Source organism: Shewanella sp. MF05913, from assembly GCF_059758095.1.
Genome location: NZ_JCAYNT010000015.1, coordinates 65449 through 86478, shown reverse-complemented (window position 1 = coordinate 86478; position 21030 = coordinate 65449). Strand labels below are relative to the sequence as shown.

Genomic DNA, 21030 nt, shown 5'->3' with positions numbered 1-21030 from the left:
TATTTAGCTGAGTATCTTTTTCTCTCCAAAACTTTCCGACATTAGAATTCATAAATTATTGACAACAATGCAGATCCGTTACTTTCTGGCACTATGCCTACTCCCCAATATTGTTTTAGCTGAAGAAGTTGAAACGACTGAAGAGCCGATAACGCAATGCTTTGTTGCGCCTCCGGTTTCTCGTTCATTTGAAGACAGAGCGGCGTTAACCGGTATTGATGACGATCAAATCGTTATTATCAGCGACTATTCTACTGCAGCATTTAATAACCAAGCGCAATTTACTGGCGATGTGAGTTTCAGTCAGGGCCAACGTCATATTGCTGCCGACAGTGCTATTTTGGATCAAAAAAATCAACGCTTAAACGCCAACGGTAACTTAATCTTTAAAGATGAATTATTTACCGTTACCGCGGATTCGTTAGAAGCCCAAATGAGCACGAACAGCGCAACGCTGCAAAAAGCACAATACTGGCTTCATGGTCAGCAAGTGCACGGCGAAGCAAGTAAGTTACAAATCACTTCAGATAACAATTTATTGCTAACCAAAACTAACTTTACCACTTGCCCACCTGGCGATGAATCGTGGCTACTTGAAGCAGACATGATCAAAATTGACAGTAAAGAAGAATGGGGCGAGATTTGGAATGCCAAGTTAAGAATTGCCGATGTGCCGGTACTGTATATTCCTTATATGACTGTGCCTGTATCTGATAAACGTAAAACCGGCTTTTTATTTCCAAGCTTTAGCACCAGTACCACTAACGGTGTCGAAATTAGCACACCTTATTACTGGAACATTGCACCAGAATACGACTTAACGTTTACCCCAGACTTGATGTCATCACGTGGATTGTTTACCAAAACTGAATTTCGTTATCTTGCCGGTGAGCAACAAAACGGACAATTTAATGTTGAGTATTTAGGCAGCGATGACAAATTAGCCTCAAATGAAGATCGTTATTTGTATCATTGGAGTCATCAAGGCGCGATAAACAAAAATTGGCGCGTCAGATCAGACTATACCGATGTATCAGATAACAATTACTTTAACGATTTAAACTCAGATGTTAATCAGTCAACCGACAACCAAATATCGCGTATTGGCGAAGCCAGTTATTTTGAACGCAATTGGGATTTCAACATGCGAGTACAAGACATTAAAGTGCTTGGCGAAGATGAAAAACCTTATCAAGTGATGCCACAGCTCAACTTTAACTATCGTACTGCCGACATATTTGATGCTATCGATTTTAAGTTTAATTCCGAACTCACCAACTTTAGCCATCAGCAAAGCGAATATAATACCGCCACGCGTTTACACCTAGTACCGAGTTTAATTTGGCCAATTCAGGGGCCTGCGGGTTCATTTACCAGCGAAGTAAAAATGCTGCAAACCCAATATTGGCAGCAAAACCTCGACCAGGATTCAACCTTAGATGATTCGGTAAGCCGCACCATTCCACAGGCACGCTTGCATGGCCAGGTTAATTTTGAACGTGCCACGCAATGGTTTGATGAGCAATACCGTCAAACGCTGGAACCGCAAATCCAATATCTTTATGTGGGTTATGAAGATCAATCAAATATTGGTATTTACGACACCGCAGAACTACAAGAAGATTACTATGGTTTGTTCCGTGATCGTCAATACTCAGGTTTAGACCGCGTTGCCGACGCTAACCAATTCACACTTGGTTTTACCACACGCTTGTTTGACCAAAGTAACCGCGAAAAATTGAAGTTCAGTGTAGGCCAGATTATGTATTTGGAATCATCTAAAGTCAGTCTGGATAATACTTATGAAGAAACCTCGCCCTCAACATCTGTTTTAGCCGCTGAATTAGATGCGCAACTGTATAATGATTGGTTTATTAGCGGTTCAGTGCAGCATGATACTGAAACAGGCGATAACAAAAAGAATGAGGTCACCTTAGATTATCGACCAAGTGAAGATAAACTATTGCAGTTAAGCTATCGCTTTGTGCCAGACCTATTAAATACCAACACCAATGACCAGGTGGATATTTCACAGGCGGGTGTTCGTACTTCTTGGCCATTAACAGACAGCTTATATTTTGTGGGTAACTACTATTACGACCTCAACGAATCTCGTAATATTGAAACCTACACGGGTGTACAATACGAATCATGTTGCTGGGCAGTCCGCTTAAGTTACCATTATCGTATCAATACTAATTACGATGATGACTTATCAGAAACCATTGACGGACGTGAAGAGTTTGAAAGTGGCGTATACCTAAACTTTGTCATTAAAGGCTTGGGGGGGGCTGGTCCGTTAGGCGTCGCAGACATGCTAAACGAAGGCTTATTTAACTACCGTAAGCCACTTTACTTGAGGAATTAGTAATCTTTTGTGATAGATTGCTGAACCTAGCGATAAACTCATAGTCCAATAACAACAAACATGCTGTTGAGTATGAAGTAGTAACCTTATTTTGGCGATGTATTGCCAGTTTTATTGAATCGAATGTGCCAAGGATTTTGTGGATGAAACACAGTAAAAAAATGATTTTTGCATTACTCGCACTGGCAATGAGCCAAACCAGTGTTGCAGCACCAGTAACATTAGACCGCGTATCAGTTCAAATTAACGATGGTATTGTTCTCGAAAGTGAAATCAAGAATATGATTACCACTGTTCGAGCTAACGCAAAAGCAGCGAATCAAACCCTGCCATCAGATGAAGCATTGCGTACTCAGGTTATTGAACGTCTCATTTTAACCCACTTGCAAATGCAAATGGCTGAGCGTATTGGTTTACAAATTGGTGATCTCCAATTAGACCAAACCATCGAAAATATCGCCAAAGAACAAAAAATGTCTGTGGCGCAGATGCAACAATCCATTGAAAGCGAAGGCACTAGCTTTAGCCAATATCGTGAACAGTTGCGTCAAGAAGTCACTTTAGGTGAAATTCAACGTATTCAAGTGCAACGTCGTATTCAAGTATCGCCTCAAGAAATCAGTGGCCTAGTCAAACTCATTGAAGAACAAGGCTTAAAGGATGTTGAATTTCAAATCGGTCACATCTTAATTGAAGTACCAAGTAACCCAAGCAGTGAGCAACTAGAAAGTTCAAGTCGCCGTGCTGAAATCGTCCTAAAACGCCTAAATGAAGGTGATGATTTCCGCAGCACTGCTATTGCATCATCTTCAGGCCCTAAAGCCCTTGAAGGCGGTATTTGGGATTTCATGAACATCAATGAAATGCCAACCTTGTTTGCTGAAGTGGTCAATAGCGCTAAGAAAGGCGATATTATTGGTCCAATCAAATCGGGTTCTGGTTTCCACATTATTAAAGTCATCGACACCCGCGGACTGCAAACTCAAGAAGTGTCTGAAGTTAAATCACGCCACATTCTACTAAAGCCATCACCGATTTTATCGGAAGACCGTGCTAAAGCGATGCTAGACAACTTTTTAGTCCAAGTACGTAGTGGTGAAGCCGACTTTGCTAAGTTAGCTAAACAGTATTCTGAAGATCCAGGTTCAGGGGCAAAAGGCGGTGAATTAGGTTGGGCAGATCCAGGTATGTACGTGCCTGAATTCTCTCAAACATTAGCCAGTTTAAGCGAAGGTCAAATCAGTGAGCCATTCCGTACTACACACGGCTGGCATATTGTGCAACTTGAATCTCGTCGCACAACTGATGCAACGGATCAATTTAACAGTAACCGAGCACATCAGTTAATTTTCCGTCGTAAATTTAACGAAGAATTACAAAACTGGTTAGATGAAATGCGCTCTGAAGCTTATATTGAAATTATTGAGCCTGAAACAAAACGAGGTTAAGCAAGATCAATGACTAAACGTATTGCTATTACTCCCGGTGAACCAGCAAGCATTGGCCCCGACTTAGTCATCAAACTCGCTCAGCAGGCTTGGCCTGCTGAGTTAGTTGTTTGTGCCGATCCAGATTTATTGATGAGCAGAGCCAAATTACTTGGACTCCCTTTGCAACTCAAACCTTATCAACCGTCACAACCGCCACAACCTCAAGCAGCAGGCACCTTAACCATAGTGCCTTTTGCATTAGCTGAGCCTTGTGAATGTGGGGTATTAAACGAAGCCAACAGCGCTTATGTTGTTGATACCTTGCGTTACGCTGGCGAAAAAAACATGTCTAATGAATTTGATGCTGTCGTTACGGGTCCCGTGCACAAAGGCATAATCAATCAAGCCGGCATCCCATTTAGTGGTCATACCGAGTTTTTTGCGTTGCAAGCCAACTGTGCAGATGTGGTTATGATGTTAGCCACGCCGGGGTTACAAGTTGCCTTAATGACTACGCATATCCCATTAGCGTATGTGGCTAAAGCGATAACACGTGACAGATTGCACCACATCATTAGCATTTTGCACCGCGAACTGGTGAGTAAATTTGGTTTAGGCTCACCCAAAATTTATGTCTGTGGTTTAAACCCGCATGCAGGAGAAGACGGCCATTTAGGTCGTGAAGAAATTGATACCATGATCCCCGCGCTAAACGAGTTACGTGCGCAAGGTATGGATATTGTTGGCCCGTTGCCAGCAGATACTCTATTCCAGCCAAAGTATCTTGAACAAGCTGACGTGGTACTCGCCATGTATCATGACCAAGGATTACCTGTGCTTAAATCTTTAGGATTTGGCAAGTCGGTCAATATCACTCTAGGTTTACCTTATATTCGCACCTCAGTCGACCATGGTACAGCGCTTGAACTAGCGGGTACCGGAAAAGCGGATAGCGGCAGTTTTACCTGTGCATTAAACAAAGCCATCGAATTGGCCTCAAAAAGTAAGTAACCCATTTTAATGAGCAATAAAGTACATTTAGGCCACACGGCCAGAAAACGTTTTGGACAAAACTTTCTTACCGATCAAGGTGTGATCAGCAGTATCGTTGGTGCTATTGCACCTGACAACGATCATGTGATGATTGAAATTGGTCCTGGTCTTGGTGCATTAACCGAACCGGTTGCAGACACCATCGATAACCTAACCGTTGTTGAATTAGACCGTGATTTAGTAGAACGTTTACAAAAGCATCCCATACTTAAAGACAAGCTAACCATTCATCAAGGTGACGCGCTGCAGTTTGATTTTTCGAAATTACAACAGCCTGGCAAAAAGATGAAAGTATTTGGTAATTTGCCTTATAATATTTCAACGCCATTGATGTTCCATTTGTTTGAGTTTGCGGAACAAATTGAAACGATGCACTTCATGCTACAAAAAGAAGTGGTGTTGCGTTTATCAGCCAGCCCCGGCACTAAAGCCTACGGTCGTTTAACCGTTATGGCACAGTACTTCTGTCAGGTAGTTCCGGTACTTGAAGTGCCACCACACTGCTTTACACCGGCACCTAAAGTTGACTCAGCAGTAGTGCGTTTATTGCCATACGAAGTTAAACCTTGGCCATGTAAAGATGTGAATGTACTACGTCACTTATGTTCTACAGCGTTTAGTATGCGCCGCAAAACATTGCGCAATAATCTAAAAGCCCTATTGTCTGATGATGATTTTGCGTCATTAAACATCGACTCCAGTATGCGGCCAGAACAAATCAGTGTTCCGCAGTATGTTGAGATGGCTAATTTACTGTGTGACAACAAAAAGTAATAATAAGGGCATGCCAATACGAGCATGCCCTTTTGTTTTAAAGACAGGATGTAGAATGAGCCAAGGCGAATCACCGATAAAAATAAAAGTCGACACCCAATATCTAGAACAACAATCTGATGTTGCCGACAACAAATTCCTTTTTAGTTATACCATTACCATCATCAATTTAGGTGATAGCAAGGTCACACTCAAAGATCGTCATTGGATTATTACCGACGCTAATGGCAAAGAAAGTGAAGTCAAAGGCCCTGGCGTGGTGGGTGAAACCCCAACGATTTCACCTAATACCGCATATCAGTATTCGAGTGGCACAGTCATGGAGACACCTGTAGGCTTTATGCATGGGTCTTATGGCATGGAAGATGCTCAAGGCAAACGTTTTTTAGCGGCTATTCCCGCGTTTAGATTAGCCGTTCCAGGCATTTTGCAGTAAATCATGGCACACTATTTTGTTGGTGATATTCAAGGGTGCTTTGCAGAGCTAACCTTACTGTTACAAAAAGTAGACTTTACCCCATCTAAAGATGAGTTGTGGGCGGTCGGTGATTTAGTCGCACGAGGAACTGAATCCTTGGCAACATTAAGGTTTTTTAAGTCACTGCAAAATTCCGCAAAAGTGGTACTCGGCAATCATGATCTGCATTTACTGGCACTTCATGGCAAATTAAAACGCCCTCACCCGCAAGATCATCTTAGTGAGTTGCTTAACGCACCCGATATCAATCAACTAACCGATTGGCTAAGACAACAACCGTTAGTTCGCACATTGCCCGAACACAATATCATCATGACGCATGCAGGCGTCCCACCACAATGGGATATCGACACCCTGATACAAGAAGCAAAGCAAGTCAGCGTTGCGCTACAACAAGATGATTATTTAACGGCGTTAATCGCACAAATGTACACTGAAGATTCAGAACAGTGGTCAAGTGAGTTACACGGTATTGATCGTTTACGTTATTGTATCAATGCATTGACCCGAATGCGTTTTTTGCATTCTGATGGCCGCCTTGAGTTTAAGTGTAAAACACCACCACAACAGCAAACATCAGCTGAGCTCGCACCCTGGTTTGAATTTCCATCACGCTGTGCCCCGCAAAATACTATCGTGTTTGGTCATTGGGCCGCCTTGATGGGTCAAACTCCTCAGCCACATTTTATGGCATTAGACACAGGCTGTTGCTGGGGCGAACACCTCACGTTATGGCATCTTGAAAAGAATGAAAAAATTACCCAAAACAGGTTAATTTAACGTTAAACTAAAGTAGCAATTTGCCGATAACAATAACAATCGTATTGATTATCTGCGCATGCTGTAAAAGCTCAAACTACCCTATAACTAAAAGTGAAGTTTTAATACATACCATTCGTGTAAATCAACAAAGTCTCTTAAAAGACTGTTACACAGAAAAGTGACCGATATTAAATTTGAGCATTGACAAAATTTGCCTGAGAAACATGTGTTTGTTAATCAACTCAATATCAAAATCACTTAATAATAAAAACCAGGATCAAATAATAATAGTCGGAGTATTGTATGAAAATTAATGTAGCAACCAGGGTTATTGGCGGTTTTACCGTTGTAACACTGTTACTTGTGGTCCTCGGGGTTGTGACTCTACTCAGTAACAACAGTATCAAAGACGGCACAACCATCCTTAAAACGGTCAGCCTACCTGCGTTAGAAGCGACCAGTATTTTAAGTGAAAACCTTAGCACTCAACAGATTGAAGCAGTGCTGGCTTACTACAGTAATCACTCATCTAAAATTCCGGATATCGAGAAAAAGCTTATCGACCTCGACAACCGCTTTAAAAGCGATATGACTCGTTTAGGTAATTTAGTCAGCCAACAATCTCAACTTGCACAGCCATTAAACGAATTGAATAAAAGCTATAACCTGTACGAAGCTAGCGCAAACACCATGCTTAATGAAAGGGAAAGCGCACTTAGCTTGCAAGAAAAATTATTAACAATGCGCAGTAATTTAGAGAATGCCGCCGATGACTCATCGTCCATTTTACTCGACGTGATTGATTTAGAAACCAGTGAAGATGAAACTGAGCGCAGTTTAGCAGCGTCTGCAAGTTTAGTTGATGGCACATTAATTAATATTATTACGACTATTTACGATTTAGTTGCCACAACTGAGCAAAGCAAATATGACCTTATCATTAAAGAACTTGATTATATGGTCAGCGAAGCAACAACTAAAATCGACTACATTAACCGCCAAGGTACTGGTGTTATCAGCAGCTCAATTTTAGAAGACTTGACTGTCGAAAGCGCAAAAGTCTTTAAATTACTTAATGGTAATGACTCAATCATTGCACTAAAGCAGCAACAGCTCAATCACGAGTTTGCCGCGACAAAGCAGTTAAATGACACACAAATCGCCGCCAAAAATGTCAATGCGATGATGACTGTATTAGCTAAATCGATTGATAACTTTGCCAGTGATATCAGTAATGATGCACTGAGTATTATTGATTCAGCTTTTTATAAAACGCTTGGTGTAGTACTGTTTGCAATTGTAGTGGCCATTGTGGTCAGTATTGCCGTTATTACCCCATTAACCAAGTCTTTAGAAAAAGTTAACCAGGCCTTAAACGTATTAGCGTCTGGCGACTTAACTCACAAGTTAGATGATTCAGGCCATGATGAGTTTGCCGAACTGGCTAAAAACTGTAACCGCTTAGTCGACAGCTTAAGAAGCTTAATTGTAGGTATTGTTGACCGCGCTAATCAGCTTGCGGCAGCAGCAGAGCAAACTTCAGCCATTACCTCGCAAACCACGATTGGTATTCAAGAGCAAAAAAGTCAGGTTGATCAAGTTGCGACCGCTACCACAGAGCTAAGCTCTAGCGCACAACAGGTTTCGATGAGTGCCGATCAAGCTTTAAATGAAATCAAGCAAGCAGATCAAGAAGCCCAGCACATGCGCTCGCTTGCCGAAGAAAGCAAAAACACCATCCTCGCATTGGCTGAAGAAGTGGCTAAAGCAGGCATCGTGATTAACAAAGTTCACTCAGACAGTGCCTCAATTGGTTCAATTTTAGATGTCATCAGAGGCATTGCAGATCAAACTAACCTACTGGCTTTAAACGCGGCCATCGAAGCCGCCAGAGCGGGCGAACAAGGTCGCGGTTTTGCTGTGGTGGCTGACGAGGTTCGTAATCTTGCGTCTCGCACCCAACATTCTACCAGTGAAATTCAGCAGATGATTGAAGTCCTTCAAGTCGGCACCCAAGAAGCTGTTGCGGTGATGGAGCTTGGACGCGCACAAGCAAACAGCTGTGTAGATAAAAATGAACAAGCTAACATTGCCCTAGAAACCATCAGTAAATCGGTTCATAGAGCTTATGATTCGGGTAACCATATTGCCCATGCTGCACAAGAGCAAAATATTGTTAGCCAGCAAGTATCAGAAAAACTAGAACACATTGCATCTATATCTGAAGAAACGGCCACTGGTGCAGATCAAACAGCGCAATCAAGTCATCAGGTGGCAATGCTTGCAGAAGAGTTACAAGCCTCTGTACGAGAGTTTAAAGTATAACTACTAGCATATTGTCACATATGGATAAAAGGCCCCCAGGGGCCTTTTTTGTGCCTAATTTTATTTCGTTCTCGCCCGCAAAAACATAAAAAAAATACCGATAATTTCTTATCGGTATTTTTTATTGGAACGTATTACATTACGTATTTAACCTGAACTCGGTATAAGGGATGAACTTATGCTATTTAAAATCAACACGTTAATCCATCTCACTTTCAAGCTTGTCATTTGTTCCGCAAACAAGGCGAATTGAAGCGTCAATAGCTAGCCTATTGTAAGTCGATTCAACGCAGTTAGCGGGGCAAAGGACTGTTTGAAAGGCATTTATTATCCCGAGTTGAGGTTATTTAACCTGATATCAGGTTATTTAGTCTTCATCACCCGCACCACCACCAACACGATCTTTAATCGCTGCAGTGATAGGGCCACCATCATGACCATTAGCCGAAGCCCAATCTAAGATGGTTTTGCCATCTGCTTCAGGGGCTGCTAGATCAGACGATGGCATACGTTTTGCGATAAACTCACCGACATCATTCGCATTTGAACTGTAGGCAGTACGCAATAAACTGCTGCCATCACAAGAAATGCTTGAATACACGTTACGTAATTTGACACGAGTTTCTTTCATTTTTTTACGTAAACGATTTTTGTCGTCTGATTTAACATAATCACAAATGTTTGCTACTAATTGTTCCGTATTGGCAACAGCAGGGGTTGACACAAAAGATGCTGCAATCAGGGCTGCAATAGCCACAGGCAATAGACGCATCCGACACTCCTTTATCATTATAGTTATATAGCTATACATACAGTCGACAGTAAAGCTCGCTGATGTATCTTAATTTCAGGGTATAAACGTGATTAATTTAACACTTTTTCACTAAAGTGTTAAAGCTATATTGCAATCCTTTGTCGTTTGTTAAAGTTTCTGAATTTTCAATATGCCACGAACCATCATCCCAAGCAGGAAAATGCGTGTCACCCTCGACGTCTAAATCAATCATAGTCAGATATAATATGTCAGCTTGGGGTATTAATTGTTCGTAAAGTTGACCACCACCAATAACCACCACTTCTTCACAATCACCTGCGGCAGCCAAGGCTTGCTCAAAATTTACGACGCAAGTGACACCGTCTATAACGAGCTGACTATTACGACTAATCACAATGTTATGACGCCCTGGTAATGGCCGGCCAATAGACTCATATGTTTTACGGCCCATAATGATAGGTTTTGATAATGTCATCGCTTTAAAATGGCGTAAATCTTCAGGTAAATGCCAAGGCATTTTATTGTCTTTACCAATCACTCTATTATTTGCCATAGCGGCAATCATTGCGATACGCATTGTAAAAGAATCCTTTTCTATAATGGCTTAGACTTATTTTAGCCAGATGCTTAGTTGAAAAACCACGATATTGAATCGTACTTAGCAGAAATTCGAACATCAACTCTACACCTAAATTTGAGGCTCGATTTCAATGTTTGATTTAGTATGATTAGAAGCTGTTTATAACATCAATTACATTAAATAATGGGTCGAGTGCGATAATACAACAAACTTGGTAACGCTAATCCAACGGCTAACGCACCTAGGATAAAGACGGTTTTTAAACCATTTAGAATGACTTGGGCAGTTAACTCTGGGCTCACTTGGCTTTGTGCGGTTAACTGAATGAGCGCGATTACCGTATTAAAAGCATACGTACCGGGAACCATAGGAATAATGGCCGCAACAGCGTACATTAACGGTGGCGCTAAATGGCGTTTAGCAAACTGGATAGTGATAACCCCAACAACAGCTGCGGCAACAAACGTTGCCCATTCTATCGGCATAGAGAACTGCAATAGTAGCGTTCTAAAACTATGACCTATGGCGCCAGCAATCGCACAGTAAATCAAGTAACGTTTAGGTACATTAAACACCATAGCAAAACCCACAGCAGGTATTGCAGAGAAAAAAGCGTCATGTAATAAGATGCTTAACAAAGATAGCATTAGAAAATTCCGCCCATCTGCATCGCAATAGTAATGCCAATCACCGACGCGAGGGTGAGCAAGGTAGCATGACCCCAACGAGAAATGCCCACATTCATGTGGCCTTTCACCATATCGGAAATCGCATTTATCAATGGAAAACCGGGCACTAACATCAATACGCTGGCAGCCATCGTCGCTTGCGGAGTGGTAGTTATCGGCCAAAGATAACCAATTTGGGCAATGCCAGTAATCACAAAAGCTGTAATTGAAAAGTTAACTAAAAGATTGAAGTGCTTAGAGGCAAAAAATAACCGCACCATCATGCCGATAGAAGAGGCAAAAAAAGTAATGATGCACGCGATCAGGTCACCATCAAACAAATGACAAAAACTGGCGCAAGATAAACCGATCATGGGGACAACAGCTATTGCGGGGTAAGACTTAGGTTTGATGTGCGCTAAACGACGTCTAACTTCGTTTGCACCATAAATGCCTTTTTCAGCTAAGATGCATATGCGCTGAAGCTCGCAAATGACCATCATATTAATGCCGTGGGCTCGAATGCGCCGAGTTGTAGTAATACAACGCCCATGCACTAGGCTCGTGAGCACTAATGCATTAGACGAAATAGACAGCTCAATACTGGCAAGCCCAAGTGCTTTACCAAGGCGCTGACTGATCTCTTCAACAAGATCAGACTCAGCACCATAGGCCAACAGCAATTGCGCGCAGCGCACTACAAGACGGGTTATATCATTTTGGCTATCTGCGTACACGATATCCTCAAATGAGCAAATTAACGTTGGTAAATAACTTCGACATCATAATCATCATCATCGAAATCATCATCAAAATCATCATCATAATCTTCGTTGACGGATTCTTCAGTACCCTGATGATAGTTATCCCACTTGAACTCAACATCAGCATCAGCAGTAATTTCTTCTTTAACCACTGGGATACTTCGAATGTAATCAAGCATCTTGATGCTCAATGCTTCAGTACCGGTACGATTATAAGCAGACATAGTGTATACATCGCCTTGCCAATCTAACTCTTTGACAATCGCATCCATTTTCTCTTGTAACTCTTCTTCAAGTAACAAGTCAGTTTTGTTAAAGACTAACCAACGTGGCTTCGCCGCTAATTTTGGCGAGTATTTTTCAAGTTCGCCAACAATTGCACGTGCTGAGTGCACAGGATCGCTACCATCAATAGGTTTAATATCGATGATGTGTAACAACATACGACAGCGTTCAAGATGCTTTAAGAAACGAATACCTAAACCAGCACCTTCTGCAGCACCTTCAATAAGACCAGGAATATCGGCAATCACGAAGCTTTGACCAGGGCGTGGATTAACAACACCCAAATTTGGCACTAACGTGGTAAAGGGATAATCGGCAACTTTAGGTGTAGCACGAGAAACTGAGCGAATAAAAGTAGACTTGCCGGCATTTGGCATACCTAACAAACCCACATCCGCAAGCAATAATAATTCAAGTTTGATTGAACGTACTTCACCAGGCGTACCCAATGTCTTTTGACGTGGCGCACGGTTGGTACTGCTTTTAAAGCGGGCATTGCCTAAACCGTGGAAACCACCTTTAGCAACAAGTAGCTTTTGTCCATGTGCAGTTAAATCACCCAATGATTCTTCGGTTTCTTGATCGATAGCGCGTGTACCAACAGGTACTTGAAGAACCAAATCAGTGCCGCCATGACCAGTACAATCACGACCACGACCATTAGTTCCTCGTTCAGCCATATGGAAACGAGTAAAACGGTAATCGATTAGCGTGTTTAGGTTTTCGTTAGCTTGTAGGAATACACTACCGCCATCACCACCGTCACCGCCATCAGGACCACCATCTGGAACATACTTTTCGCGTCTAAAACTGACGCAACCGCTTCCGCCGTCACCCGCTTCTACGCGAATATTCGCTTCATCAACAAACTTCATACTGACTCCTGACGCCACTTAATCTGTAATTATAACCCCAAATCACTGGGATTTGCAGGAAAGCGCTGAAGATAGCATTCATCACGATATCGCCTACTGCATATAAACAAAATCATTAAACTATCAAATGAAGTTTAATGATATAAAAAACACAAAAGCCCCACCATAGGCAGGGCTTTCGAGATCTAGCTTAGTAGAGAATTAAGCTTCGATGCTAATAAACTTACGGTTATTAGGACCTTTAACTTCAAACTTTACTTTACCGTCTGTTAATGCGAATAGTGTGTGGTCACGACCAACACCTACATTAATACCAGCGTGGAATTTAGTACCACGTTGACGAACGATAATGTTACCAGCTAGAACTGATTCACCGCCAAAGCGCTTAACACCAAGACGTTTACTTTCTGAATCGCGGCCGTTACGAGTAGAACCGCCAGCTTTTTTATGTGCCATGAGTTAGACTCCTAAATTATGCGTTAATCGCAGTGATTTTAACTTCAGTGAACCACTGACGGTGGCCCATCTTCTTGTCGTGATGCTTACGACGACGGAACTTAACGATAGTTACCTTTTCGCCGCGACCGTGGCCAACTACTTCAGCTACGACTTTACCGCCAGCAACTAAAGGAGCACCAACATGCACTGTTTCACCATCAGCGATCAATAAAACTTGATCGAATTCAATGGTTTCACCAGTAGCAACTTCTAATTTCTCTAAACGAACTGTATGACCTTCAGCAACACGGTGTTGCTTTCCGCCACTTTGAAAAACAGCGTACATAGCTATTTCACTCCAAATGACTAACACACTAACTCATATAATTGACGAGACTAGGTGCTAAAAAACTTTTAATGACAATGGGCGCGGATTCTACGCGAAGAATTATCATCAGGCAAGCCCTAATTCACATTCAAATAAAAAAGGGCACATAACTGCACACTATTCATCATTAGCTAATGTGCGAGTGATAAAAATTAGCTAACATATTATCCTTCGAGAACAACGTTCTCTATTAAGCGATAAAACACTGACATGCTGTCATTAAATAGCGTCTTTTTGAACTAAATGGGCAGTAAACAAGTAAAGTTATACTAGAACAGCATTATGTAACACATATTTGATACAATACTTACTTTGAAAAACAGCGTTGATATCCTGTAAGATATGCGCTCAAATTCGATATGACTAATTAAAGGGTGCGAACCCTGTCGCCCAACAACCAGAGACTATTATGGATTTAAACGCCATTCGTCAACTGGCTGACACTGATATGCAAGCAGTCAATCAGCTGATATACAAACAACTTGAATCTGATGTAGCCCTAATTAACCAGCTTGGTTATTACATTATCAATGGCGGTGGTAAGCGTTTACGTCCGTTATTATCAATATTAGCGGCTAAAGCGGTTGATTATAAAGGTGAGCAACACCTCAAGCTGGCTGCCATTATCGAGTTTATCCACACCGCATCGTTACTGCACGACGACGTTGTTGATGAGTCTACACTGCGTCGTGGTCGTGAAACGGCAAATGCACTGTTTGGCAATAGTGCTAGCGTATTGGTTGGCGACTTTCTCTACACCCGCTCATTCCAAATGATGACTGAACTAGACAGCATGAAAGTGCTGAAAGTCCTAGCGCATACAACGAATGTGCTTGCTGAAGGCGAAGTATTACAGTTAATGAACTGTAACGACGCCAATACCAGCGAAGAAAACTACATGCGGGTGATTTATTGCAAAACGGCAAAGTTATTCGAAGCCGCAACCCAATTAGCCGGTGTATTAGCCAATGTGAGCCCAGAGCAAGAACAAGCCTTAGGTGATTACGGTAAATTTTTAGGCACCGCATTCCAGCTAACCGATGATCTACTCGATTACACCGCCAATGCCGATGAGTTAGGTAAAAACATTGGTGATGACTTGGCTGAAGGTAAACCAACGCTTCCGCTAATCTATGCCATGGAAAATGGTTCAGATGCAGCTAAACAGCTCATTCGTGAAGCCATTGAACAAAGCGATGGCACTAAAGCCATTGATGAGATTTTAACTGCGCTGCATGAGTCTGGCGCATTATTGTATACCCAGGAGAAAGCTCAGGTTGAAGCTCAAAAAGCAATTGATGCCTTAAGTATTTTACCTGAAAGTGATTATAAGCAAGCTCTAATTTCATTGGCTCACCTCTCTGTGAACCGCAACAATTAATCACAGTCATTAATCACAGTCATTAATCACAGTCATTAACCACTGTTATTAACCACAGCGAATATCTAAAATCGTTTTCTACAATGGCGCATTTATCATTAACTAAATGCGCCCTGCTTTTTCAACATTTACACTTGCCAATCGATTGGTTTATCACCTTGCGCCACCAACATTTGATTAATTTTCGAAAAGTGCTGACATCCAAAGAATCCACGATAAGCAGACAAGGGCGATGGGTGCGGGCCGGTTAACACCTTATGTTGTGATGCTGTAATCAAGCGACCTTTCTTAATGGCATGGTTTCCCCAAAAAACAAATATTATGGGAGCATTCTGTTGGTTCAGCTCGATTAATACATTATCTGTAAATATTTCCCATCCTGATTTTGCATGAGAATGAGCAGCACCTTGCTCGACAGTGAGCACAGTATTTAATAGTAATACGCCCTGCTTAGCCCATGCGGACAACTCACCATGCACAGGGACATTAAAGCCCTCAATATCATTTTTCAGCTCCTTGTACATATTGGCTAACGAAGGTGGCGTCTTAACCCCCTTTTTAACTGAAAAAGACAGCCCATGCGCTTGATTAGGGCCATGATAAGGATCTTGCCCTAATACCACTACTCTAACCTGATTTAGAGGCGTTAAATCAAATGCTGTAAACACTTCGTCGTCTGGCGGGTATATCACTTTTCCTTGCGATCGCTGCTTAGCAATAAATTGTTGCAGTTGCTGATAATATAATTGAGACGATTGCTGCGCTAAAAATGTTTCCCAGCTGGCCATCATGATGTTTCCTTTTATCAAAATACGTACCTAAAAATATGATGGCATGACAAACCATTAATCACGAACCAACACCTAAAAATCAATCATTATCATGGATAACAGTTGCACTGAAAAATGTTCTCAGCCAAACATTACTGCTGAATAACAACAATAAAATCGTAGATAAAGATCTCAATAGACAATTTTTTACCTGATATTTTATATAGAAATCGTTACACTCGATTGAAACTAACTCACCGACAAAGTGGATCTGATGTCTGAACAAAAAACTGAACTCACCATGTACCAAATTGCCGATCAATTTATCGCGCTAGCCAATCAATTAAGCCAACAAGAAAATGATATTGGCAAAGTTGGAACCGCAATGAGATTTGCTTCTGCACGCTTTAACGCTTTCGAAGCCGCCATTAAATCAACTGATTTAGCTGCTGAAAAAGACAATGCTTTAGAGTGGTTTTCAAACGAATTCAAGGCTATGTTAAACGAAAACCTAGACGACCATATTGCTAACCCACCAGTTCCTGCACAGCAACCGGCTGATGATGCAGTCAAAATGTTTAAAGCAGATTAAACGTTAATATGATTAAGCCATCATACTCGATGGCTTAGTCAGTTAAACAAGTGAGTAAATCACTCTAATTGCCAATAAAATTAATACCACACCAGACAACCTATCAATCAATTGCGACTTTTCACGCAACTTCGGTAATACGGCAGAATGCGATAATACAAACGCGATAATGGTATACCACAGCCCATCAATGACTAGCGGAGTCAGCACAATCAAGCCTTGACCAACGGGTGTTTGAGCCGCAAGAACAAACTGACTGAACAATGCCAAAAAAAACAATAAAATCTTAGGGTTGAACAATGAAATGGCTAAACCGTCGCGTGCAGCTTCCCATAAGCTACTCGGTTTTCCAGCCGCTAACTTTTGTTGCATACCGCCCTTTGACTGCAATGATTGTATGCCTATCCAGGCTAAATAAAGCGCCCCGATTATGGCTATCGCGTTAAAAATTATTGGCGAAGCCTTAAGCACTACAGCTAATCCCAGCAACGTCACTAACGCATAAATACCGATTCCAATCGAATGAGCCCATGCGCAAACTACGCCATGTAAACGACCACCGCTTAATGTGTGCCGAACAACCATGGCTAAACTCGGTCCTGGCGACATCGCCCCTAAACAACAAATGGCTAACAACCCCAGCCAAGTACTAAACGTCATAACACCTCTATTTTCTATTCACTATTTTAACTACCAGTTAAGCGTGCCCTGCTAATGTTACCTTACTTTACATTTACATAAACAAATAACAGGCCCTATGACGATTTTAATGATGATATTACTGGCAGTCATTTTTACTGCCGTGGCGGGGCTCATTTGGGCTAAAATCAATGGTAAAGCAATCCCAACACTTGTGATTATGATGTTGGTATTTATGGGAATATGTTTTGCAGGGGTCATTGCATTTGTCAATAAAGGTGAAGATTATTTAGCTTACCAGGCTTTGCGTTGGCAACCGCTAGAACCAGATAAAATTGCAGAGTACGTGTCTCAAGGTAACATTGTGTTTGTCGATATTACAGCCGATTGGTGCATACCCTGCCAAACAAACAAGGCAAATGTGTTGCATCGAGAACAAGTGGTTAATCAACTAAACCAACCACACATTGTGCTTATGCAAGGTAACTGGACAGAAGCTGATGCGGTTATCGAGCAATACATGGGGCAACAAGGTGTAGCGGGTACACCATTTAATAAAATATATGGCGCTGCCTATCCGGACGGTATTGAGCTACCTAAAGTGTTAATTATCGACGATATAGCTAAAGCTTTATCTTTAGTCGCACATTAAACGCCCACTAAACACCATAAAAAAAGACTGCCGAAGCAGTCTTTTTTATTCATAGCGCTCACTATTGTGAGTGTTATTAGCGTTGTATCAGTGCTTAGAAGCGATAGTTTACACGGCCGTAGTAGTAGCCACCGTTGTAATCAAATGGACCACTTTCGTAGTACACCGCACCTAATGCGCCTAATGTGCCATCTTTAAGCTTTTGCGCTTCTTGGTCGAATATGTTGTTCGCGCCGACTGAAACAGTCAGGTTATCCATCACAGCGTAGCTCACTTCAACATCAATTGTCACAGCGGCATCAGCGGTTTCAGACCCCCAATCAGACGTGTCATCAGCATGTGTCGCGTAGTACTCACCAAAGTAGTTCGCACGAACAGACGTACTTAGATCATCCCAGCTCTGGCCCCACGTTAATGTAGCACGGTGTGCAGGAATACCATCTTCTAAACGGCGCACTTTACCTAAGTCTGTTGTGGCTTCGTCAAACTTATCAACTGAGGTGTCTGTCCAGCCATACGCTAGGCTAAACTTAGCATCACCAGAAAACATGTCCATACTGTAAGAGCCTACAATATCAACACCTTGAGTGGTGGTATCAAAGTCATTGGAATAGTAGGTTACTGCTGAAATTAGCTCCGGGAACTCAACCCCAGCCGCTCTTAACGCATCGTAATCACTAGCTTCCACATCAATCTGACTCGATTGTGCAATACGACCTGTCACTTCAATATTGTAGTAATCAACGGTTAAGAATAAATTTTCATATTCATACACAAAACCAACTGCATAACTGACAGACTCTTCCGGCTTTAACGTTTCACCACCATAAAATGCGGCTAGTGGATTTGTAGGCGGTGCAATAAAGGTCTGAATTAATTCGCCATTAACAATTGATGTTTGGGTATTTACTACGTTTTCTTGACCCACCGTTGGAGCACGGAAACCAGTACTGTGAGATGCACGGAACGACAACTCATCAGTAGCGATATACTGAGCAGTTAACTTATAGTTTAACGTGTCACCAAAGGTAGAGAAGTTTTCATAACGCAGTGCAACACCAAGTAAGATGTCATCTGTTAGGTACGCTTCAACGTCGGTATATACACCGATGTTGTTACGCTTGTTCTTACCTGCCGATTCTGGTCCAAACCCTTTAAAACCGTGCGAACCGATGTTAAAGCCTTGGTCTGCATAAGGGCCGGCAATCCACGATGCCTCTTCACCTTGACCAATCTCAAATGACTCTTCGCGCCATTCAAAACCAGTAGCAAAGCTAATATCTTCTAAACCACCAATGGTCACAAAACGATTCATATCAGCGTTAAAGGTGGTTTCTATTTGCTCGTATGAGCCAGTATCAAAGTCAGTTGGTGTCTCTAAACCCATAGATGGGTTAAGTGAATTTTTTAAACCAAAAGTGGATTTATTACTACCGGTGCCAGCACTGACATCATAATTCCATTCGCCAGACGTCCCTTTAATACCTGCAAAGAAAGACATATCTTCAATTTTACCGGTAAATTGAGGGGTATACCCGCCTGGACGGATTTGGTTCATTGAGAAACAGTTAGGATCGGCAACCATTGCTAAATATTCAGGTGTATTTAGCACGTTTGGAACGTTAGCGGGTACAGCACTACAAGTTGACTGATCACCATTTATAGCACCAACCAACAATTCCTTTTCACCTGTATCAGGATTCACTTTTGAATAAACTAAATCACGATCTTGCGGATTACGATAATAGAAACCACCTGTAGCTTCACGTGATGACACGTTACCAAATGCATACAAGTGAGTGTTATCATTGATATCAAAACCAGAGTTTACAAATACGGTAAAATCATCATTGATCTCTGGATTACCCCAGGTTTGTGCTGGATTAAGAATTGAGGTGTTGCCCGCATCAGCAATGGCAGCAGCATCTGGACGCTGCACACTGCGACTGGTTGCATCTGCAGTTTTATATTGCGCACTGATGTTAACAAAGCCATCGTCTGTTAAAGGTAAACCTATGTTACCGTCAATGGTCGTTGCAGCGCCGTCACCTTCGTAATACTCGCCCTGGCTAACAGTGATTGAACCACCTTCAGAGGCATCTTTTAAAACAAAGTTCATCACACCAGCAATCGCATCAGAACCATACTGAGCGGCTGCGCCATCACGCAGCACTTCTACTTGCTTTAGCGCAACACCAGGGATAACTGAAATATCAGGACCTTGAGCACCATCGTTAATGCCGCCACCCTGGAATGCAATAACTGAAGCACGGTGACGACGTTTGCCATTAACTAAAATAAGTGTGCTGTCTGATGGCAGGCCACGAAGGTTAACAGGACGAACAAGCGTTGCGGCATCACTAATAGGTTGCGCACGTGAGTTAAATGAAGGTACAGAGGTTACCAACATATCAATCATGTCAGTTGAACCATTTTTCTTGAGATCATCACTGCTAATAATATCAACAGGGACAGGCGAGTCGCCAATTGAACGAGGTGCTGCGCGAGAACCCACGACAGCAATTTTTTCAACGTTTTCTTTTTTTGCCACTTCTTCGTCTGCAGCGAAAGCTTGTGAGCTGACAACTGTTCCGGCAAGTGCAAAAGAGATGGCCAAGCTTAACGAGCTGAAGCCAAATTTAGTTTTTTTTGATTGCATCATTATTATCTTCCCAACTGCTTATTATTGTTGTGTTTCAACTAAGTCGTAGGTGATTCATGCCTAAAACCAGTTTTGTCTAAAATGCGAAATACTCCCTATTCCAGTTACATTTTTATAACAACATAAACACAATTGCTAACACTTTCTGAGATTAATAAGCAGTATCTAAATAATACATCGGCTTTATAAACGGTAAACATATGATTTTAAGTGACATATGTCACATTATGATTTTTTCTCAATAATATGCACATTGCAGACAAAACAACCACAAAACACGATTGTATACAAAAATTTACACAGATATAAACGCTTTTTTCGACAGCGTTCGGAGGGTGATAACAAAAAAATGGCAATCCTGATACAACCTT

Annotated in this window: 20 protein-coding genes; 10 read left to right on the top strand and 10 right to left on the bottom strand. The window is 41.8% G+C overall.

Annotated elements, in window-relative coordinates; translation table 11 throughout:
• Nucleotides 1-67: 67 nt before the first annotated feature.
• The 7 genes from lptD to AC19MV_RS16365 all read left to right on the top strand — a co-directional run bounded on the left by lptD (nucleotide 68) and on the right by AC19MV_RS16365 (nucleotide 9190).
• Nucleotides 68-2368, top strand: coding sequence for an LPS assembly protein LptD (gene lptD, locus AC19MV_RS16395; protein WP_432399417.1), 2301 nt, complete (start codon nucleotides 68-70; stop codon nucleotides 2366-2368).
• Nucleotides 2369-2511: 143 nt separating this feature from the next.
• Complete coding sequence (gene surA / locus AC19MV_RS16390; protein ID WP_498296947.1) at nucleotides 2512-3816, top strand: peptidylprolyl isomerase SurA; 1305 nt, start codon at nucleotides 2512-2514, stop codon at nucleotides 3814-3816.
• Nucleotides 3817-3825: 9 nt separating this feature from the next.
• On the top strand, nucleotides 3826-4809 hold the full coding sequence (pdxA, locus tag AC19MV_RS16385; RefSeq protein ID WP_498308846.1) for a 4-hydroxythreonine-4-phosphate dehydrogenase PdxA: 984 nt from the start codon (nucleotides 3826-3828) through the stop codon (nucleotides 4807-4809).
• 9 nt (nucleotides 4810-4818) lie between these two features.
• Complete coding sequence (gene rsmA / locus AC19MV_RS16380) at nucleotides 4819-5625, top strand: 16S rRNA (adenine(1518)-N(6)/adenine(1519)-N(6))-dimethyltransferase RsmA (protein WP_432399421.1); 807 nt, start codon at nucleotides 4819-4821, stop codon at nucleotides 5623-5625.
• A 55-nt stretch (nucleotides 5626-5680) separates the two neighbouring features.
• Nucleotides 5681-6061, top strand: a complete 381-nt coding sequence (apaG, locus tag AC19MV_RS16375; protein WP_432399422.1) for a Co2+/Mg2+ efflux facilitator ApaG/CorD — start codon at nucleotides 5681-5683, stop codon at nucleotides 6059-6061.
• A gap of 3 nt (nucleotides 6062-6064) precedes the next feature.
• Nucleotides 6065-6883, top strand: coding sequence for a symmetrical bis(5'-nucleosyl)-tetraphosphatase (locus AC19MV_RS16370; protein ID WP_432399423.1), 819 nt, complete (start codon nucleotides 6065-6067; stop codon nucleotides 6881-6883).
• Between the two features lie 285 nt (nucleotides 6884-7168).
• Nucleotides 7169-9190, top strand: coding sequence for a methyl-accepting chemotaxis protein (locus AC19MV_RS16365; protein ID WP_498308844.1), 2022 nt, complete (start codon nucleotides 7169-7171; stop codon nucleotides 9188-9190).
• A gap of 367 nt (nucleotides 9191-9557) precedes the next feature.
• Here AC19MV_RS16365 and AC19MV_RS16360 read toward each other — a convergent pair whose 3' ends face one another.
• The 7 genes from AC19MV_RS16360 to rplU form a co-directional block, all read right to left on the bottom strand.
• Complete coding sequence (locus AC19MV_RS16360) at nucleotides 9558-9962, bottom strand: DUF3718 domain-containing protein (protein WP_498308842.1); 405 nt, start codon at nucleotides 9960-9962, stop codon at nucleotides 9558-9560.
• 97 nt (nucleotides 9963-10059) lie between these two features.
• Nucleotides 10060-10542 carry a type 3 dihydrofolate reductase gene (folA, locus tag AC19MV_RS16355; protein WP_498308840.1) on the bottom strand — a complete coding sequence of 161 codons (483 nt, stop codon included), beginning with the start codon at nucleotides 10540-10542 and terminating at the stop codon, nucleotides 10060-10062.
• A 179-nt stretch (nucleotides 10543-10721) separates the two neighbouring features.
• Nucleotides 10722-11192, bottom strand: coding sequence for a threonine/serine exporter family protein (locus tag AC19MV_RS16350; protein ID WP_432399427.1), 471 nt, complete (start codon nucleotides 11190-11192; stop codon nucleotides 10722-10724).
• Nucleotides 11192-11950: a threonine/serine exporter family protein gene (locus tag AC19MV_RS16345; protein WP_432399428.1), complete on the bottom strand. Its 759-nt coding sequence runs from the start codon at nucleotides 11948-11950 to the stop codon at nucleotides 11192-11194. The genes AC19MV_RS16350 and AC19MV_RS16345 overlap by 1 nt, the downstream gene beginning before the upstream one ends.
• A gap of 20 nt (nucleotides 11951-11970) precedes the next feature.
• Nucleotides 11971-13137, bottom strand: a complete 1167-nt coding sequence (cgtA, locus tag AC19MV_RS16340) for an Obg family GTPase CgtA (RefSeq protein ID WP_432399429.1) — start codon at nucleotides 13135-13137, stop codon at nucleotides 11971-11973.
• Between the two features lie 201 nt (nucleotides 13138-13338).
• On the bottom strand, nucleotides 13339-13593 hold the full coding sequence (gene rpmA, locus AC19MV_RS16335; RefSeq protein WP_160054094.1) for a 50S ribosomal protein L27: 255 nt from the start codon (nucleotides 13591-13593) through the stop codon (nucleotides 13339-13341).
• Nucleotides 13594-13609: 16 nt separating this feature from the next.
• Nucleotides 13610-13921, bottom strand: a complete 312-nt coding sequence (rplU, locus tag AC19MV_RS16330) for a 50S ribosomal protein L21 (RefSeq protein WP_432399430.1) — start codon at nucleotides 13919-13921, stop codon at nucleotides 13610-13612.
• A 451-nt stretch (nucleotides 13922-14372) separates the two neighbouring features.
• On the opposite strand from rplU, the gene ispB reads away from it, so the two are divergent.
• Nucleotides 14373-15344, top strand: coding sequence for an octaprenyl diphosphate synthase (ispB, locus tag AC19MV_RS16325; RefSeq protein ID WP_498308839.1), 972 nt, complete (start codon nucleotides 14373-14375; stop codon nucleotides 15342-15344).
• Nucleotides 15345-15472: 128 nt separating this feature from the next.
• Here ispB and ung read toward each other — a convergent pair whose 3' ends face one another.
• The gene (ung, locus tag AC19MV_RS16320) at nucleotides 15473-16132 is read right to left on the bottom strand and encodes a uracil-DNA glycosylase (RefSeq protein ID WP_498297251.1); all 660 of its coding nucleotides are present in this window, start codon (nucleotides 16130-16132) and stop codon (nucleotides 15473-15475) included.
• Between the two features lie 256 nt (nucleotides 16133-16388).
• Here ung and AC19MV_RS16315 point away from each other — a divergent pair, with 256 nt between their 5' ends.
• The gene (locus AC19MV_RS16315) at nucleotides 16389-16706 is read left to right on the top strand and encodes a DUF3144 domain-containing protein (RefSeq protein WP_498308837.1); all 318 of its coding nucleotides are present in this window, start codon (nucleotides 16389-16391) and stop codon (nucleotides 16704-16706) included.
• A gap of 42 nt (nucleotides 16707-16748) precedes the next feature.
• Here AC19MV_RS16315 and AC19MV_RS16310 read toward each other — a convergent pair whose 3' ends face one another.
• Nucleotides 16749-17366: a LysE family translocator gene (locus AC19MV_RS16310; RefSeq protein ID WP_498296933.1), complete on the bottom strand. Its 618-nt coding sequence runs from the start codon at nucleotides 17364-17366 to the stop codon at nucleotides 16749-16751.
• A gap of 109 nt (nucleotides 17367-17475) precedes the next feature.
• On the opposite strand from AC19MV_RS16310, the gene AC19MV_RS16305 reads away from it, so the two are divergent.
• A complete protein-coding gene (locus AC19MV_RS16305) occupies nucleotides 17476-17997 on the top strand; it encodes a thioredoxin family protein (RefSeq protein WP_498308835.1) in 522 nt (173 codons plus the stop codon).
• Between the two features lie 94 nt (nucleotides 17998-18091).
• Here the strand turns inward: AC19MV_RS16305 and AC19MV_RS16300 are convergent, their stop codons facing one another.
• Nucleotides 18092-20659, bottom strand: a complete 2568-nt coding sequence (locus tag AC19MV_RS16300; protein WP_498308833.1) for a TonB-dependent receptor plug domain-containing protein — start codon at nucleotides 20657-20659, stop codon at nucleotides 18092-18094.
• Nucleotides 20660-21030 lie beyond the last annotated feature (371 nt).